18 protein-coding genes are annotated in these 16,307 nt (G+C 71.4%); 4 read left to right on the forward strand and 14 right to left on the reverse strand.

Annotated features, from left to right (window positions below; genetic code table 11):
• Positions 1–24: 24 nt before the first annotated feature.
• From ABD401_RS19625 to ABD401_RS19675, 11 genes are all read right to left on the reverse strand, one after another.
• Complete coding sequence (locus ABD401_RS19625; protein WP_425566204.1) at positions 25–618, reverse strand: MerR family transcriptional regulator; 594 nt, start codon at positions 616–618, stop codon at positions 25–27.
• Between the two features lie 184 nt (positions 619–802).
• Entirely contained in the window at positions 803–1,273 is a 471-nt protein-coding gene (locus ABD401_RS19630; protein ID WP_344607877.1) for a bifunctional nuclease family protein, read from the reverse strand.
• Positions 1,274–1,293: 20 nt separating this feature from the next.
• Positions 1,294–1,998: a transcriptional regulator FtsR gene (gene ftsR / locus ABD401_RS19635; protein WP_344607878.1), complete on the reverse strand. Its 705-nt coding sequence runs from the start codon at positions 1,996–1,998 to the stop codon at positions 1,294–1,296.
• Positions 1,995–2,528, reverse strand: a complete 534-nt coding sequence (locus ABD401_RS19640) for an FHA domain-containing protein (RefSeq protein WP_344607880.1) — start codon at positions 2,526–2,528, stop codon at positions 1,995–1,997. The genes ftsR and ABD401_RS19640 overlap by 4 nt, the downstream gene beginning before the upstream one ends.
• A 79-nt stretch (positions 2,529–2,607) precedes the next feature.
• On the reverse strand, positions 2,608–2,988 hold the full coding sequence (gene gcvH, locus ABD401_RS19645; protein WP_344607882.1) for a glycine cleavage system protein GcvH: 381 nt from the start codon (positions 2,986–2,988) through the stop codon (positions 2,608–2,610).
• Positions 2,989–3,003: 15 nt separating this feature from the next.
• Positions 3,004–3,984, reverse strand: coding sequence for a DUF881 domain-containing protein (locus ABD401_RS19650; protein WP_344607884.1), 981 nt, complete (start codon positions 3,982–3,984; stop codon positions 3,004–3,006).
• Position 3,985: 1 nt separating this feature from the next.
• Positions 3,986–4,318: a small basic family protein gene (locus tag ABD401_RS19655; protein ID WP_344607886.1), complete on the reverse strand. Its 333-nt coding sequence runs from the start codon at positions 4,316–4,318 to the stop codon at positions 3,986–3,988.
• The gene (locus tag ABD401_RS19660) at positions 4,315–5,328 is read right to left on the reverse strand and encodes a DUF881 domain-containing protein (RefSeq protein ID WP_344607888.1); all 1,014 of its coding nucleotides are present in this window, start codon (positions 5,326–5,328) and stop codon (positions 4,315–4,317) included. Before ABD401_RS19660 ends, ABD401_RS19655 begins: the two co-directional genes overlap by 4 nt.
• Positions 5,329–5,430: 102 nt before the next feature.
• Complete coding sequence (locus ABD401_RS19665) at positions 5,431–7,941, reverse strand: sugar phosphate nucleotidyltransferase (RefSeq protein ID WP_344607890.1); 2,511 nt, start codon at positions 7,939–7,941, stop codon at positions 5,431–5,433.
• Between the two features lie 28 nt (positions 7,942–7,969).
• The gene (gene clsA / locus ABD401_RS19670; protein WP_344607892.1) at positions 7,970–8,575 is read right to left on the reverse strand and encodes a cardiolipin synthase ClsA; all 606 of its coding nucleotides are present in this window, start codon (positions 8,573–8,575) and stop codon (positions 7,970–7,972) included.
• A 258-nt stretch (positions 8,576–8,833) separates the two neighbouring features.
• A complete protein-coding gene (locus tag ABD401_RS19675; protein WP_344607894.1) occupies positions 8,834–9,814 on the reverse strand; it encodes an adenylate/guanylate cyclase domain-containing protein in 981 nt (326 codons plus the stop codon).
• A 109-nt stretch (positions 9,815–9,923) separates the two neighbouring features.
• Here ABD401_RS19675 and ABD401_RS19680 point away from each other — a divergent pair, with 109 nt between their 5' ends.
• Both ABD401_RS19680 and ABD401_RS19685 read left to right on the forward strand, forming a co-directional pair.
• A complete protein-coding gene (locus ABD401_RS19680) occupies positions 9,924–10,637 on the forward strand; it encodes a DUF4234 domain-containing protein (RefSeq protein WP_344607896.1) in 714 nt (237 codons plus the stop codon).
• Positions 10,634–11,500 (forward strand): class I SAM-dependent methyltransferase, encoded by an 867-nt coding sequence (locus ABD401_RS19685; protein ID WP_344607898.1) that lies wholly within the window; start codon positions 10,634–10,636, stop codon positions 11,498–11,500. The genes ABD401_RS19680 and ABD401_RS19685 overlap by 4 nt, the downstream gene beginning before the upstream one ends.
• Before the next feature lie 82 nt (positions 11,501–11,582).
• On the opposite strand, the gene ABD401_RS19690 is transcribed toward ABD401_RS19685, so the two are convergent.
• Both ABD401_RS19690 and ABD401_RS19695 read right to left on the reverse strand, forming a co-directional pair.
• Entirely contained in the window at positions 11,583–12,707 is a 1,125-nt protein-coding gene (locus ABD401_RS19690; RefSeq protein WP_344607900.1) for a DUF5938 domain-containing protein, read from the reverse strand.
• A gap of 46 nt (positions 12,708–12,753) precedes the next feature.
• Positions 12,754–13,557: an SDR family NAD(P)-dependent oxidoreductase gene (locus ABD401_RS19695; RefSeq protein WP_344607902.1), complete on the reverse strand. Its 804-nt coding sequence runs from the start codon at positions 13,555–13,557 to the stop codon at positions 12,754–12,756.
• Positions 13,558–13,691: 134 nt separating this feature from the next.
• On the opposite strand from ABD401_RS19695, the gene ABD401_RS19700 reads away from it, so the two are divergent.
• Entirely contained in the window at positions 13,692–14,318 is a 627-nt protein-coding gene (locus ABD401_RS19700) for a TetR/AcrR family transcriptional regulator (RefSeq protein WP_344607904.1), read from the forward strand.
• A 22-nt stretch (positions 14,319–14,340) separates the two neighbouring features.
• On the opposite strand, the gene ABD401_RS19705 is transcribed toward ABD401_RS19700, so the two are convergent.
• A complete protein-coding gene (locus ABD401_RS19705; protein WP_344607906.1) occupies positions 14,341–14,916 on the reverse strand; it encodes a hypothetical protein in 576 nt (191 codons plus the stop codon).
• A gap of 144 nt (positions 14,917–15,060) precedes the next feature.
• On the opposite strand from ABD401_RS19705, the gene ABD401_RS19710 reads away from it, so the two are divergent.
• A partial coding sequence (locus ABD401_RS19710) for a DUF222 domain-containing protein (RefSeq protein ID WP_344607908.1) occupies positions 15,061–16,307 on the forward strand: 1,247 nt, incomplete at its 3' end.

Consider the following 16,307-nt stretch of genomic DNA (forward strand, 5'->3'; position numbering starts at 1 on the left):
GACGGGAGATCCCGCCGGGCCGGCTCAGCCGGTGCGGCGGGCCCGGCGCTGGGCGAGCTCGTCGGTCGCGACGTCCCCCGTCGCGTCGGGACGCTCGCCGGGGAGCTCGGCGAGCGAGCCCTCCACCTCCTGCCAGACGCGGCCGACGGCGATGCCGAACACGCCCTGGCCGCCCTGGAGCAGGTCGACGACCTCGTCCGGGGAGCTGCACTCGTAGACGGTCGCGCCGTCACTCATCAGGGTGAGCGTCGCGAGGTCGGAGACCCCCCGGTCGGCGAGGTGGCTGACGGCCTGGCGGATCTGCTGGAGCGAGACGCCGGCGTCGAGCAGTCGCTTGACGATCTTCAGGACGAGGATGTCGCGGAAGCCGTAGAGCCGCTGCGTCCCCGAGCCGGTGGCCGGGCGGATGCTCGGCTCGACCAGGCCGGTGCGGGCCCAGTAGTCGAGCTGCCGGTACGTGATGCCGGCCGCGGCGCAGGCCGTCGGGCCGCGGTACCCGATCTCCTCGGTCAGCGAGGTGATCTCGGGCTCGAACAGCAGGCCCTGCTCGCCCGCTGCCAGCACTGCGCGCGTGTCCGGCGCGGTGCCGGTCGCGGGGGTGCCCGGGGTGTCGCTCACGGCGCCTCCTGCCCTCTCCCGGTGCTCGTAATTACACCGGGGACGTTTGACTCCTTGACGGTAAGCGGGGTGCCGGGACCCGTCAACGCAACTCGCCGATCCAGCGTGGTGCTGGTGGGGCAGTTGTTACTGATGTGACTGAGTCCAGCTCACCGTCGAGACGCAGGCGGTGGGGTCGCCGGGCTCAGCCGGACGTGTCGAAGTCCTCGGGAGAGATCTGGTCGAGGAACTCGCGGAACTTCTCGACCTCGTCCTCCTGCTCGTCCGGGATCGCGATCCCGGCCTCGTCGAGGACCTCTTCGCTGCCGAAGATCGGGGTGCCGGTCCGCAGGGCGAGCGCGATCGCGTCGGACGGGCGGGCGCTGACCTCGATGCCACCCGAGAAGTGCAGCTCGGCGTAGAACACACCGTCCCGCAGGCCGGTGATACGGACCTGCTGAAGCTCCTGACCGAGCGCCTGCAGCACGTCCCGGAACAGGTCGTGGGTCATCGGCCGGGCCGGCACGACACCCTGCTGGGCGAACGCGATGGCGGTCGCCTCGACGGCACCGATCCAGATCGGCAGGTAGCGCTCCCCCGCCATCTCGCGCAGGAGAACGATCGGCTGATTGGCGGGCATTTCCACGCGGACACCGACGACGTCGAGCTGGTTCACATCCGCCACAGTACCCGGGCTCAGGGGCTCAGGGTGTGCCGAAGACCAGCCTGGAGAAGGGCCGCATGAAGTCGCGCGAGGCGGGTGGCGATCTCGGCCGCCGTGTCGCGGCTGCGCTCGAGTCCGGCGCTCCCCCGCCGCCGCGTGTTGGGCTGCACGACGAGCTGTTCGACCAGACCGACCTCGCGGTCCGCAGCGCCCTTGAACGAGCGCAGGTGCCGTGGTTCGAGCCCGTACCGGCCCAGCTCGGCGACGATGCGCGCGATGCTCACGTCGTCACCGTCGTAGTAGCCGCCCCGGCGCCGGTGCAGCAGGCCGGACTCCTCGATCGCGGCCAGCTGCTCCGCGTCCAGGCCCGTCTCCTCGAGCATCTGCTCGCGGGTGAGACGCACCTCGGACGGGGTGAGGTCGAAACGCAGCCCGGTGTCCGGCAGGGCCGCCTCGGCCAGCTCGCCGTTGCCGCGGTCGATGGCCTCGAGCTGGTCCTTGATGACCCGGAGCGGCAGGTAGTGCGCGTGCTTGGCGGTGAGGACGTACCGCAGCCGCTCGACGTCCTGGGCCGAGAACTTGCGGTAACCCCCCGGCGTGCGGGCCGGCTCGACGAGACCGGCGGCCTCGTAGAAGCGGATCTTGGAGATCGTCAGGTCGGGGAAGTCGGGGCGCAGGCGGTTGAGCACCTCGCCGATGCTCAGGTGCGACCCCTCGGCCGGTGCCGGCGCGCTCAACTGGAGCTCTCCGAACCGGCCCCTTCACCCGGTGCCCCCGGCGCCGAGGCGAAGAAGACGAGTCGGTACTTGCCGATCTGGACCTCGTCGCCGCCGGAGAGGACGGCCTCCTCGATCCGCTCGCGGTTGACGTAGGTGCCGTTGAGGCTGCCCGCATCCTTCACCCGGAAGGACCCGTCGCCGACGCGGTGGAAGTCCGCGTGCCGACGGGAGACGGTCACGTCGTCGAGGAAGATGTCGCTGTCCGGGTGCCGGCCCGCGCGGACCGTGTCGGAGTCGAGCAGGAACCGGCTGCCGGACTGCGGACCGCGCTGCACGATGAGCAGCGCCGAGCCCGGGGGCAGCGCGTCGACGGCCGCCTGGTCGCCGGGTGAGAGCAGGCCGGCCTCGGCCTCCACCTCGAGTCCCGCGATCGAGATGCTCGACGTGTTGTCGACGCCGTCCGACCCGGCCGAGGGCAGCGCGGAGCCACAGTTCGGGCAGAACCGAGCGTCGTCGGGAGGCCGGTGGCCGCACTGGCTGCAGAACATTGCTCCGGCCTTTCCCTGTACCTGAGGTTGAGCGTCCACGAAACTTATGTGCCCGAGATTCGAGGGTCAACCGACGAGATCACTCGATGGATGTGGCGTACTCCGACGCCGACAACAGATCGTCGAGCGCGGCCGTGTCGTCGGGCCGGACCTCGAACATCCAGCCGCCACCGTAGGGCTCCGCGTTGACCAGTTCGGGAGCGGTCTCGATCGCCGAGTTGACCGCCACGATCTCGCCGGAGACCGGCGCGTAGATCTCGCTCACACTCTTGGTCGACTCGAGCTCGCCGCAGGGCGAGCCGGCCTCGATCTTGTCGCCGGGTTGCGGCAGCGAGACGAAGACGATGTCGCCGAGCTGGGACTGTGCGTGGTCGGTGATCCCGACGCGCACCGTCCCGCCGTCGGTGAGCTGCGCCCACTCGTGCTCGGCGGTGTACTTCAGGTCGTCGGGGACGGACATCGCGGCCTCTCGCTCCTAGTTGTTCTCACTCGGCCGGGCGTAGTCGAGGTCCGCGGCCGGACGCGTCGCGTCCACCGTGATCTGCTTGCGGGTCTCGACGGAGGGGATCGCGCCCCGCTCGTCCAGCACCGCGAACACCCCGCCGGGGATCCGCAACGCGGGCACGAGGGTATCCGGGTCGCCGATGACCTTGAACAGGTACGGCGCGGTCACCGTCTGCCCGTCGATCCGGACGCTGCCGGGCCCGGAATCGAGGAAGTCCGTGCCGGCGACGACGCGGATGTCGTTGATCTGCACGGCCTCGGCGCCGGCGTCGCGGAGCTCCTGCAGGGCATCCAGCAGGACGGCCGCGTCGACCTTCTGCTGGGGGTCCTCGATGCGCAGCGCGATGCCCGGTCCCTTGGCCGCGACGGTCCCGGCGAGGATGCCGAGGACGGCCCGCCGGCCCTGGGCCTCGGTCAGTGCCGCCTTCGACCGGTCCGACCCGGACTGCAGCTCCGCCTTGCGCTGCTCCAGGTCGCGGATCTCGCTGTCGAGACGCTCCGAGCGGTCGTTGAGGTCGTCGAGGATGCGGATCAGGTCGCTCTGCCGCGCCGAGCGCAGGTTGTTGTCGTCGGCCTGCAGCCGCAGCTGCACGACGGCGAAGAAGCCGAGCAGACCGCACAGGACGGCGATCATCACCTGCGTCGGTGCCGCGCGCCGGACACGCAACGCGGCGAGCAGCCCGCGGAACCCGGCCGGGGGCGGGCTGAACGACTGCTCGCCCCGGGGCAGCGTCGACGAGACCGGCGGGGCCGCGGGGGCCTCGCTCCCCTCGTCGGCCGGCGCCGGCCGACCGCCGACCTTGTAGCCGGCGATGAGGAGCGTCTCGTCCTCGCCCGAGCTGTCCGGTGCCGAGCTGTCCGGTGCCGAGCTGTCCGGTGCCGGGCCCGAGCCGTAGTCCAGGCTCGCGTCCGGCTGGTCCTCGGGGCGCGGGTTCTCGGGAGGGGTGGTCATGTCAGGCCGAGAGCAGGTGCCGCCGGATCGCGGCGACGTTGGAGAAGATCCGGATGCTGAGCACGACGATGATGCCGGTCGTCAGCTGTCCGCCGACGCCGAGTCGGTCGCCGATGAAGACGACGAGGACCGCGACGAGCACGTTCGCGATGAACGAGACGACGAAGACCTTGTCGCTGAAGATGCCGTCGAGCAGCGCCCGCAGCGCGCCGAAGAGGGCGTCGAGGGCGGCGACCACCGCGATGGGCAGGTAGGGCTGCATCCACACCGGCACCGTCGGGTCGAAGATCAGCCCCAGGGCGATGCCGATGACGAGACCGAGCGCACCGATCACGAGGCGGCCCCCGTCGCGGTCGGGACCGGGCTCGGGCCGGGCGTCGCTCCGGACGTGGGACCGGGCGTGGGGGCGGGCGTGGCTCCGGGGGTGGGGGGGGGCGTGGGGGTGGTCGTCGCGTCGGTCGTCGCGCCGGTCGTCGCGCCGGACGTGGCGAGCACCGCGTTCCGCAGGGTCACCCCGGTCGCGCCGGGGAGCCGGAGGTCCTTCTCGGTGGTGACGGTGAACCGGATCCCGAAGCCCGCAAGGGTGTGGAACCAGCGGCCGCCGGGGCCGTCCACGAAGTCGACCTCCAGGTCGTTCGGGTTGCCGATCGCGAGCACGACGTACGGCGGGCTCAGGGGGCGGTAGGCGACGAGGATCGCGTCGCCCGCGGACCGGACCGCGGTCAGCTGGGTCAGCCGCTGCCCGTTGACGCTGATGGCCTCGGCGCCGGCGGCCCAGAGGCCGTTCAGCAGGCGCTGCAGGTCGGTGTCGAGCACCCGGCCGGTCCCGGACCGCAGGTTGGCCGAGGGGGCGTCGTCGACGACGACCTTGATGCCGGGTCCGCGGACCGCGGTCACGCCGGCGAGCGCCGAGAGCCGTTCGAGGTCGGACCGCGCGGCCGAGCCGGCGGAGGTCGCGGCGAGCGCGACGTCGCGGAGGCCGTCGACCTCGGAGCGCAGGGCCACCAGACGGTCGTAGAGGTCGTCCGCCTGCTCGGTCTCGGCGCGGACCCGCTCGATCAGCTCGTTGCGGGCCTGGGCGACGGCCGGGGCGTTCGCGCGGGTCTGCTGCGCCGCGACGGTGAGGACGAGGCCGGCGAACGCGAGCACGACGACGAGTGCGACTCCGGCACGCCGGCCGGAGCGTCCCGGTCCGCTGCGCACGGGCTGGTCCGACAGTCCCGCGGCCGCGACGGCGGCCCGCCGCGCGGCCTCCCGCCGGTAGCCCTCGTCGAGGGTGTTGGACATCAGGTCCGACAGCAGCGACATCGACGCGTCGGGGCGGCGCGTCGACGCATCGTTCATGCCGTCATCGTTCCACGGCGCGTCGGCCCGGCGCGGGAGTGGTCGGCGGCGCGTTCCGGGGGCAGGTCGGGTGGCAGGTCAGGTTGCTGGTCAGGTTGCAGGTCAGGTTGCGGCGCGCTCGACGACCTGGCACCACTCCTCCGCGAGCGCGGCGGCGTCGACGTCGTTGTCGGCCTCCGCCCACAGGTGGGTGGTCGCCTCCGACGGGTCCGGCAGCACCATGACCCAGCTGCCGTCGCGCTGCACGACGCGGACGCCGTCGGTGGTGTCGATCGTGCGGTGGCCGGCGGCCTCGACGACCGCGCGCATGACCTTGCCCTTGAGCGCCCAGGGGGTCGGCAGCACGCGGTACTCGACGTGGGCGCGCGGGATCCGGGCGTCGATCTGGCTCAGCGTCAGCTGGGTGCGGGCGATCAGGCCGACCAGGCGGACGAACGCGGCCGTCCCGTCGACGGCATTGCCGACCTCGGGGATGACGAAGCCGCCGCGGCCGTCGCCGCCGAGGATCAGCCGCGGGTCGGTGACCGCGCGGGCCAGGTCGTCCGAGGACGTCGCGGTCCAGGCGATCTCGACGCCGTGGAAGCCGGCGACTTTCTCCGCGACGCGGGTGGTCGTGACGGGCAGGGCGATGCGTCCGCCCCGGCGCTCGGCCGCGATCAGGTCCATGACGACGAGCAGTGCGCGGTCGTCGGCGACCGCGACGCCGCGCTCGTCGACGAGGGAGATGCGCTCCCCCAGCGGGTCGAAGTAGACGCCGAAGGCAGCCTTCGAGGAGGCGACGAGCTCGCCGAGGCGGGCGAGGGAACGCGCCTTGTCCTCCGGCGTCTGCGTCGGGCGGGCCTCGTCGATGCCCATGTTCACCGTGAGGACGTCGACGCCCAGCCCGCCGACCACGCGTGGCAGCAGCAGTCCGGCCGCGCCGTTGCCGGCGTCAACGACGACCTTCATGTCCGGGGTGTCGTCCCGGTGCGGGACGCCGGAGGTGTCGACGGTGGCCAGGACCTGCTTCACGTAGTGCTCGACGACGCGGCCGGGGAAGGTCAGGTCGCCGATCTCGCCCGGGAACGCGCGGCGGTACTCCTGCCGGGAGAAGACGCGTTCGACGCGACGACGGTGCGCGGCGGACAGGTCGGCGCCGGTCGCGTCGATGAACTGGATGTCGACGCTGTCCGGAATGCCGGGAGTTGTCCGGATCAGGACGCCGCCGGCGTGACCGCGGGTCGCCTCCAGCCGGGCGACCGGCGGCGGCTGCATCTCGAGGTCGCGGACGTTGATGGCCGCCGCCTGCAGGGCCGAGATGACGGACTGCTTGAGCGCCCGGGCGGCCCGGGAGCCGTCGCGAGCGGTGAGGACGGTGTCGCCCTTCTTCAACGTCGTCGCGTAGGAGCTCGCGAGGCGGACGGCGTGCTCGGGCGTGATCTCGACGTTGACGATGCCGGAGACGCCGCGCGGCCCGAACAGGGCGCGCTGGCCACGGGCCTCCCAGATGACGTTCTGGTTGACGACGGCGCCGGCGTCGATCGTCTTCGAGGGGTAGATCTTCACCCCGGCGGCGATGATCGCCTCCTCGCCGATCAGGCAGTGGTCGCCGATGACGACGCCCTGGTCGACCCGCGCCCCGCGCATCACGTCGGTGTTCTTGCCGACGACGCAGGCGCGCAGGTTCGTGCCGGGGCCGATGTAGACGTTGTCGTGGATGACGGCGCGGTCGAGGAACGCGCCGCTCTTCACGACCACGTTGCTGCCGATCACGGTGAACTCGCGCAGGGTGGCGCCGGCCTCGACCTTCGCGTAGTCGCCGATGAACAGCGGGGGGCGCAGTTCGACGCTCGGGTCGACCTCGGCGCCCTCGCAGATCCAGATGCCGGGGCGGATCTCGAACCCGTCCTGATCGGCGGTCTCGACGGCGTTGGAGAGCACGTCGGCCTGCACCTTCAGGTAGTTCTCGTGGGTGCCGACGTCCTCCCAGTACCCGTCGGCGACGTAGCCGTAGACGGGCAGCCCCTCCTTGAGCAGGAGCGGGAAGATGTCACCCGACCAGTCGGACGGCTCGCCGATCGGCACGTACTCGAAGACCGACGGTTCCATCACGTAGATGCCGGTGTTCACCGTGTCGGAGAAGACTTGGCCCCAGCTCGGCTTCTCGAGGAAGCGCTCCACGCGGCCGTTGTCGTCGAGGATCGTGATGCCGAAGTCGAGCGGGTTCGCGACGCGCGTCAGGCAGACGGTCACCATCGCCTCGCGCTCCCGGTGGAAGCGGATCACCTCGGAGAGGTCGACGTCGGTGAGGGCGTCGCCGGAGATGACGAGGAACGTGTCGTCGCGCAGCGCGTCCTCGGCGTTCTTGACGCTCCCGGCGGTGCCCATCGGCACCTCCTCGGTCGCGTACGTGATCGACATCCCGAGTTCCTCGCCGTCGCCGAAGTAGTTGCGCACCAGCGAGGCGAGGAACTGGACGGTGACGACGACGTCGGTGAAGCCGTGATGCCGCAGGTGCCGCAGCACGTGCTCCATGACGGGGCGGTTGACGACGGGCAGCAGCGGCTTCGGCATGGAGGCCGTGATCGGGCGCAGGCGCGTGCCCTCTCCGCCGGCCATCACGACGGCCTTCACTGCGTACCTCCCGTCCCGAGCCGGTCGGTCAGGCCCGGCGGTCCGCCTCGACCAGGTTCCGGACCTGGACGAGGTAGAGCACGCCGGCCCACCAGTACAGCCCGCTACCCCAGATAGCGAAAGCCCATCCGAGGACGTTCGCCACTGTCTGGACCGTCGTCATCTCGCCGGTCCCGTCCCCGAGGAGCAGGAACGGGAAGGCGTACAGCAGGTTGAAGGTCGCGGCCTTGCCCAGGTAGTGGACGGGGAGGGCCGGACCGTAGCCGAGGCGCCGCAGGGTCGGGACACACCCGAGCAGCACCAGGTCGCGCCCCACGAGGGCGAGCGTGAGCCAGAGCGGGACGATGTCGCGGACGGTGAGCCCGACCAGCGTGGCGAGGATGTAGAGCCGGTCCGCGGCGGGGTCGAGGAGCTGCCCGAGGCGGCTGGTCTGGTTCAGCCGGCGGGCGAGGTACCCGTCGGCCCAGTCCGTGAACCCGGAGAACATCAGGACCAGCAGCGCGAGGCCGTCGCGCTCGGGGCCCAGGATCAGCCAGAGGAACAGCGGGACGCCGGCCAGCCGCAGGAAGCTCAGCAGGTTGGGCAGCGTGAGGATCCGGTCCGGATGCGCTGTCGTCGTTCCCTCCCCGCTCACGCGCCGACCTTATAGATCGCCCCTCGGCGGCCCTGGGGAGAGGTTCGGGCGTGCCGCCCGCCCACAGGACGCGGTGGGGCCGGCGGCACGCCCGGCCTGGGTGGTACGAGCGATCGGATGGGCCCCCGCCTGCCGACCGCGACCACCGCAGGTTCGGAAGGTCTCGCGGGACCAGAGTGGCCGGTGTGTGTTTCACCTGTGTTGCCCGGCAGTGAAGCTCTGCGGCGAAGATCGCCGTGGCCGATCGAGAGCGGGACCTCAGTTGCGGCGGACACCGAACATGTGGACGGTCCCGAAGTCCTGGAGGACCGCCTCGCCGAGGGTGGCGGCCTCGAGGTGGGGCGCCTCGGCGATCGCGGCGGCGGTGTTGCCTTCGATCAGAACCCGGCTCGGATTCGACAGGCTGGTCAGGCGGCTGGCGAGGTTGACCGTCGGGCCGTAGACGTCACCCATGCGTGCGACGACCTCACCGGTCGCCACCCCGACGCGGACCTGCGGCAGCATCGGGTCGGTGTCCATGGCGTCGGCCAGGTCGAGCCCGATGTCGACGGCCTGGACCGCGGTGTCGGACGCGAACAGGATCTCGTCGCCCACGGTCTTGATGACCCGGCCGCCCTGGCGCAGGACGACGTCCGAGGCGACGGTCTCGAACCGGTTGACCAGGCGCGCCAGCTCGAGGGGGTCCATGTTCCGGCTGAGCCGGGTGTAGCCCGCCATGTCCGCGAACCCGACCGACAGACGCATCCGGCGCGCGTCCTCGGTGACGCGGTCGAGGCGCCACTTGACCACGGCCGCGAGGTGGCGGCGGAAGGCGTAGACCAGCAGCGGACCGAAGTCGTCCACATGCTCGTAGAGGAAGTTGACCGCACGCTCGGCGCCGGCCTCGGCGTCGCCGGCCTGGTCGCTCATCTGCTCGACCATGGCGATGACCTGCCACATGGCGAGGCGGGCCATCTGGTGGCCCATCGCGCGGATCAGCCCGACGACGAACTCCTCGTCGGAGCCGATGTCGGTGATCAGCCGGGCGAGGGTGACGATCGCGTCCTTGTCGCCGCGCGTGAACATGCGGCCGGCGGGCTCGGTGTCGGGGAAGCCGAGGGCGTGCCAGAACAAGCTGGCCACCTCGGGCGAGAGCCCCGCGGCCTCGGCCAACGCAGCCAGCGAGATGTCCGGGTCTCCCCCGAGCAGCAAGCGCTCGAGGTCGTCGGCGCTCTTGCCGCCTGCCGCCCCGTCAGTCATGCAGTGCCCTGTCTTTCCGTCCGCGCGGCGTTCTTGATCGCTGGTCCCATTGTGACAAGCGGCGCTAGCGTGAGCGAGGTCGCTGGTGCAACTCGTAGGAGGCCGGTCCGTGTCCGATCCTCAGCAGCCGTGGAACCCGCCGGGCACTCCGGACCCCGCGGCCCCGTCCGACCCCTACGCCGCGCCGCCCGCGGCGGGTCAGCCCGCTCCCCCGTACGGCCAGCAGCCGCCGGCCTGGGGCGCCCCGGCCCCGGCGTACGGGCAGCCGCCCGCGCCGGACCAGGGCCAGCCGCCGGGGTACGCCCAGCCGCCGGGGTACGGCCAGCAGCCCCCGCCCGGGTACGGGCAGCAGCCGCCGCCCGGCTACGGGCCGCCCCCCGGGTACGGCGCGCCGTACGGCACCGTCGGCCCGGGCGGGTACTACCAGGCACCGCTCGGTGCGCTGGGCCAGGTGCGCCCGACCGGCAAGTCGATCCTGCTGTTCTTCGTGACGTTCGGGATCTACGGGCTGGTCTGGTACTACCAGGTTCACGAGGAGATGAAGCGGCACAGCGGCAACGGTCTCGGGGGCGGTCTGGCCCTCGTCATCGCCGTCGTCTTCGGCTTCGCCTCGCCGTTCCTCACCTCGGCCGAGGTCGGGAAGATGTACGAGCTGCGCGGCGCGCCGAAACCGGTGAGCGGCGCGACCGGTGCCTGGTACATCCCGGGCATCCTGATCCTCGTCGGGCCCTTCATCTGGTTCATCAAGACGAACAACGCCCTCAACGAGTACTGGATCCGCTCCGCCCAGCCGCCCGCGCCGCCGGTGGCGCCGGCGTCTTGACGGACGACGCGACGCCGGCGCCGCTGCCGGTCACCCTGCAGGGGGTGCCGGAGACGACGCTGTGGACGCTCTACCACCGCGCGCGTGACGCCGCGCGGCCCAAGGCCCTGCTGCACGACCCGAAGGCCGCGGAGCTGGTCGCGGCGATCGACTTCCCGTTCGAGCAGCGCTTCGGCGGGCGGACGACCGGGATGGAGGGCTACCTCGGCGAGCGGGCGCTGACCTTCGACCGCGAGGTGCTCGGGGTGCTCGCCACCGACCCCGACGCGGTCGTGGTCGCGCTCGGCGAGGGCCTGGAGACGCAGTTCTGGCGCGTCGACAACGGGCGGGTGCGCTGGTTCACCGTCGACCTGCCGGAGACGGCGGAGGTCCGGCGCAAGCTCGTCGGTGAGGACCCGCCGCGGCGTCGGCTGTTCGCCGGGTCGGCGCTCGAGGAGGCCTGGTACGCGGCCCTGACCGCCGACGGGGTCGTCGGACCGACGGACCGTGTGGTGGTCGTGGCGCAGGGTCTGTTGATGTACCTGCCGCCGCCGGAGGTCGACGCGCTGATCGTGCGCTGCGCGGAAAGGTTCCGGCGGGGCGTGTTCCTGTTCGACACCGTGCCGGTCTGGTTCTCCTGGCTGAGCCGGCGCGGCCTGATCCGTGCTCCGAACGGGTACCGGGCGCCCGCCATGCCGCACGGCCTGAACGCGGGCGACCACGAACGGATCCGGCGGCTGTCACCGGACATCGCGTCGGTGCGCTCGGTCGCGCCGGCCGGCGGTCCGGGCCTGATGACGAAGGTGCTGCTCCCCCTCGGCCGGTCGTTCCCGGTGATCCGGCGCGGGATGCCCGAGGTCGTGCGGATCGACTTCACGCCCTGAGCCGCAAGATCTTCTTTCTGCTACCCGCACAGCCGAAGGCGGGCCGCTGCGCTGCAGCGGCCCGCCGTTCGTCAGCCGTTGGTCAGCCGTTGTAGGTCGTGATGGCTTCCATGCTCAGGCCGAACGAGCGCAGCACACCGTGGAGCTTGCGGTGGCCGAACGCCTGGCAGGCCGAGGCGAAGCCGACCTTGCGCGGGGCGTCGTGGAGCACCTGGGAGGCGGACCACGCCTGGAGCAGACCGGTCTGCTTGTAGTTGCAGTTGCCGTAGATGACGCAGTGCGCGCGGGCCAGCGGGCCGGACGCGTAGACCGAGTCGATCGAGATGTTGATGCGCGGGTTCTCGCGGGGCGGGTAGGCGTTGTTCACCTGGGCGGCGACGCCGGCGAGGATCTGCCGGGTCTCCTCCAGCGACTTGCCCGCGGTGAGCTCGAGCATCTGGGCGACGAGCCCGGGCACGGCCTCCATCAGCGGCCGGTTGATGACGCCGCCGAGCACCTTGCAGGTGGCGACGCGGGGGTCGTTCTGGAACCAGATCGGCGACGACGTGCCGCCCCACGGCAGGGCCAGACCCAGCTCGTGCTGGCCGGGGACGGTGAGCTGGTAGAGCCCGGCGTCGGCCGGCCACTCGACGAGCTTGTTGTCCTCCAGGTAGTACGCCTTGGACAGGACCGCGTTCTGCACGATCGTCGCCGTCGAGGCGATGGTGGGCTGGCCCTTCCAGAACACCGACATGTCGAGGGTGTCCAGTCCCGGGTTCTCAAGGCAGTAGTTCGCCGCGATCTCACCGGTCGTGTACATCTGCGCGATGCCCGGCGAGAGGAGCAGGCCCTTCTCGGCGAACTTGGCGCCGTAGGCGTCGCGGCACCGGATCATCCAGTCCTGCTCGCCGGTGGTGTCCATGTAGTGGACGCCGGCCTCGAGGCAGGCCTCGACGGCGGCCGGACCGAACTCGGCGAACGGGCCCACCATGTTGCACATGGCTTTCGCACCCTGGAGGAGCTTGGCCAGCGCCTCCGGCGTGTGCTCGACCTCGGCGATCTCGTAGTCGGCGGTCTCCAGACCCGGGACGGTGTCCAGACCCGCCTGCAACTTCTCCTTGCTGCGGCCGGCGGCGATGAACGGAACGTTGAGCTCGCGCAGGTACTCGCAGACCAGGCGACCGGTGTATCCGCTGGCGCCGTAGACGACGACCGGCTTGTCACTCATGTGGGACGACCCTTCTTGGGTGGGTGGCGCGGATGATGACGGGGTGTCAGGTCCCCATACCGCCGTCGACGGGGATGCCGGCGCCGGTGACGAAACGGGAAGCGTCCGAGGCGAGGAAGACCACGACGTCGGCCATGTCGCCGACCTCGCCGAGGCGCGCCAGTGGGGTCTGCTCGACGACGAGCTGGACGGCGCCGGGGACGTCGGCGGCCAGGCCGATGTCGACGATGTCCTGGGCGAGCTTCATGCCCATCTCGGTCGGGACGAGGCCCGGGTACACGCAGTTGACGCGGACGCCGTAGCCGAGCTTGCCGGACTCGACCGCCGCGACGCGGGTGATGCGGTCGACCGCGGACTTGGAGCCGGAGTAACCGGCGATCGCCGGGAAGGCAATGGTCGCGGCGACCGAGGCGATGTTGATGACGGAGCCCCCGTTGCCCGCCGCTCCACCGGGACGCATGGCGCGGAAGGCGTGCTTGATGCCGAGGATCGTGCCGACGACGTTGACGTCCATCATCCGGCGGACGTCCTCGGGGTCGACGTCGATGACGAGGCTGGAGAGCTCGATGCCGGCGTTGTTGACGACGATGTCGAGGCCGCCGAGGGCGCTGACCGTCTGCTCGATCGCGGCTTCCCAGCTGGCCTCCTGCGTCACGTCGAGCGAGACGAACTCGGCCGCGGCGCCCTTGCTCTTCAGCTCCTCGACGGTGGGCTTGCCCAGGTCCTCACGGATGTCGCCGATCGCGACGGCGGCGCCCGCCTCGGCCAGTGCGGCAGCCATGCCGGCGCCGAGGCCGCGCGCGCCGCCGGTCACCAGGGCCTTGCGGCCGGTCAGGTCGAATACGCCCATGTCGGGCTCCTCTCGGGGGCTGGAGTGATCTGGGCCATAGCCAAGCCCGCCGATTGGACACTCGTCAAGAGTTTCTTTGACAGTTGCCCAAGAAAGCCTGGAAATTCGCGCTGACCTGCGATTTCATTGGCCGCATGACGGAGACCGTTCCCGGCGATCGGGTGTCGGCGCGCCTGGTGGACAAGTTCACGGCGCGCCGCGACGAGTTGGCGGCGGCCACCCGGGCCACGTTGGCCGAACTCGGGTACGCCCGGACCAGCCTGCGGGAGATCGCGGCGAACAGCGCCTTCTCGCACGGGGTCCTGCACTACTACTTCCGCGACAAGGTCGACCTGATCACGCACAGCGTCCGGCAGTACAAGGCCGAGTGCGTGAGCCGTTACGACGAGATCGTGGACTCCGCGACCGACGGCGACGCACTGGCTCGAGGCTTCGCGGTGGCGATGGCGACGACGCTGCGCGACGACGCGGCGATGCACCGCCTCTGGTACGACCTGCGGAACCAGAGCATGTTCGAGGACGTCTTCCGGGCCGACGTGACCGAGATCGACGCCGGCCTCGAGCAGATGATCTGGCGGGTCGTGAGCCGCTACACCGAGCTGACGGGCGCCACTCCCCTGCTGTCGTCCAAGGCGCTCTACGCCGCGTTCGACGGGCTGTTCCTGCAGGCCCTCACCCGGTGGACCACCGACCCGACCGGCGCTGCTGCGGAGCTCGAGGGGTCGGTGGAGCGGTTGCTCCGGCTCGTCGTCTCGTCCTGACGCAGAGTCAGGTCGGGCTGGATCAGCTCTTGCTGACGGCGCTGAGCGAGAGTGCGTTGCCGCTGGGGGCACACGCCTCCGGCACCGGCGGGAACTCCTGCGCGGTCTCGATAAGCACCGTCTCCGCGTTGGCACTGAACGCGTCGCCGTCGAAGATGTCGACGCCGTCGCCCGGGTTCACCCCGGCTCGGCCGCCGTCGTTCAACGGACGGGAGCCGCGCGGCCAGACGAGCAGGTTGGTCCCGTCGGTGAAGCACTTCTCCGCGGGAAGGTACTTCGCGACGCCGTTGTAGGGCGAGCCCGGCCCGGGCACCCCGCGCGGGAGCGTGTTGGTGACGAGCTGGGTCTCGTCCGAGGCGCCGACCGTGAACCACAGCGGCCCGCCGTACTCGCGGGGCGGCGGCGCCCCCGTCGCCCGGTCGTCGAGGTCCGGGTCCTCGTCCCAGAGACTCGCGACCCCCGCGATCGCCACGATCGCGACCACCACGAACGCCCCGGCGGCGGCGAGCATCCACTGCCGGTTCAGCGGGCCGGGAACCCGTCCCGTGAACTGGCGGTCCTCGTACTGGTGACCCTCGTCGTCCGGCGTCTCACTCACGCGATCATTCTGCGCCACCGCTCCCCTGCCGCGTGGAGCGACCGCGCGAACGAGACGTGTGTCGTCGGGACCGTCGGTGAACTCCCCAAATCGTCGTGATCAAGGTCTTGCGGCCGGATCGGTGCGGGGCTAGACTTCGAACTCATGTTCGAGCAGCTGATCGAACCGGACGAGGTCGACGCGGTCGACCTCGCTGAGCTGCGTTCGCAGTTGTGGCACGAGCCGATCGAGTCGCCGCCGGCCGAGCACGAGGAAGCCACGATGGCGCGCGTGCTGGCCGAGGCTGAGGCGCGGGTGTGGGACGAGGTCCCGGACGAGGTGTTCGCGTCGGGTCCGCCGGCGGAGGACGTGTTCTCGGCCGCTGATGAGGCGCGGTGGCGGGAGCGGGAAGCGGCCGCGTTCGCGTTGTGGGAGCAGGAGTACGCGACCACCGACGGGATGCTCCAGCGGGTGGTCCGCTCGCGCGCGGATGCGGCCCGGAGTAATGGCAGTGAGTTGCGGGGGATGGCGGAGTTCGCGCTGGCGCGGGCGCAGCAGGCCGCGGTGGCGGTCGCCGAGGCCGCGGCCGAGGGTGCGAGCCGGGAGGAGCTGGAGGCGGTGATCGAGGCCGCGGAGGCCTCCGCCGCCGCCGAGCTCGGCGTGGTGCTGCACCTGTCCCCGGCCGCCGCCCGGGCCCGGTCGGACTTCGCCTCCGGGTTGCTGCGTCGGCTGCCCGAGACGCTCAAGGCACTGGAGGCTGGGGGCATCACCGAGCGCGCGGCGAAGGTGCTGTGGGAGGAGACCCGGGACCTGTCCGTCGCCGATGCCGCCCGCATCGAACGGGACTGCCTCGAACGCGCGAAGAACTCCACCCCGGCCTCGTTCGGCCGGCATGTGCGTAAGCGGGTCGAGGAACTCGACCCGGCCGCCGCCCGCAAGCGGCATGAGCGGGCCCGTACCGAACGCCGGGTCTCGATGTCGCCGGCGGGGGACGGGATGGCCTGGATCTCGCTGTTGCTGCCGGCCGAGGAGGCCGTGGCGGTCTACGGGGTGATCGATGCCGCCGCCCGGCAGAAGGTCCCCGGCGATGCCCGGACCCTGGATCAGCGCAGGGCCGACGCCGTCGTCGATCTGATCACCCGCCCCGGCACCCAGGACCCCCGCGTCGGCTACGTCGTGCACCTGCACGGGAGCCAGACGAGCCAGACGAGCCCGACCACCTCGGCCTCCGCCTCAAGCGACGAGGCCGAGGACGAGGACTCCGGGTTCGTGCAGGTGCAGGGTGGGGAGCGGATCCCGGCGGCGCGGGCGCGGGCCAAGGCGGACCTGACCGTGCATCACCCGTCGGTCCCGGTGGACATCGCCGCGCTGCTCGCGGACTACAACTCCCGCCCCGACATCTACCGGCCCCC

Origin of the sequence: Sporichthya brevicatena (assembly GCF_039525035.1) — a bacterium.
Taxonomy (GTDB): Bacteria; Actinomycetota; Actinomycetes; order Sporichthyales; family Sporichthyaceae; genus Sporichthya; species Sporichthya brevicatena.

What these genes read in the sequence shown, in the direction of transcription:
- ABD401_RS19695 (WP_344607902.1), bottom strand. Translation starts at nt 13,557, where the DNA reads ATGGGCGTATTCGACCTGACCGGCCGCAAGGCCCTGGTGACCGGCGGC.
- ABD401_RS19640 (WP_344607880.1), bottom strand. Translation starts at nt 2,528, where the DNA reads ATGTTCTGCAGCCAGTGCGGCCACCGGCCTCCCGACGACGCTCGGTTC.
- ABD401_RS19650 (WP_344607884.1), bottom strand. Translation starts at nt 3,984, where the DNA reads ATGACCACCCCTCCCGAGAACCCGCGCCCCGAGGACCAGCCGGACGCG.
- ABD401_RS19660 (WP_344607888.1), bottom strand. Translation starts at nt 5,328, where the DNA reads ATGAACGATGCGTCGACGCGCCGCCCCGACGCGTCGATGTCGCTGCTG.
- ABD401_RS19675 (WP_344607894.1), bottom strand. Translation starts at nt 9,814, where the DNA reads ATGACTGACGGGGCGGCAGGCGGCAAGAGCGCCGACGACCTCGAGCGC.
- ABD401_RS19700 (WP_344607904.1), top strand. Translation starts at nt 13,692, where the DNA reads ATGACGGAGACCGTTCCCGGCGATCGGGTGTCGGCGCGCCTGGTGGAC.
- ABD401_RS19690 (WP_344607900.1), bottom strand. Translation starts at nt 12,707, where the DNA reads ATGAGTGACAAGCCGGTCGTCGTCTACGGCGCCAGCGGATACACCGGT.
- gcvH (WP_344607882.1), bottom strand. Translation starts at nt 2,988, where the DNA reads ATGTCCGTCCCCGACGACCTGAAGTACACCGCCGAGCACGAGTGGGCG.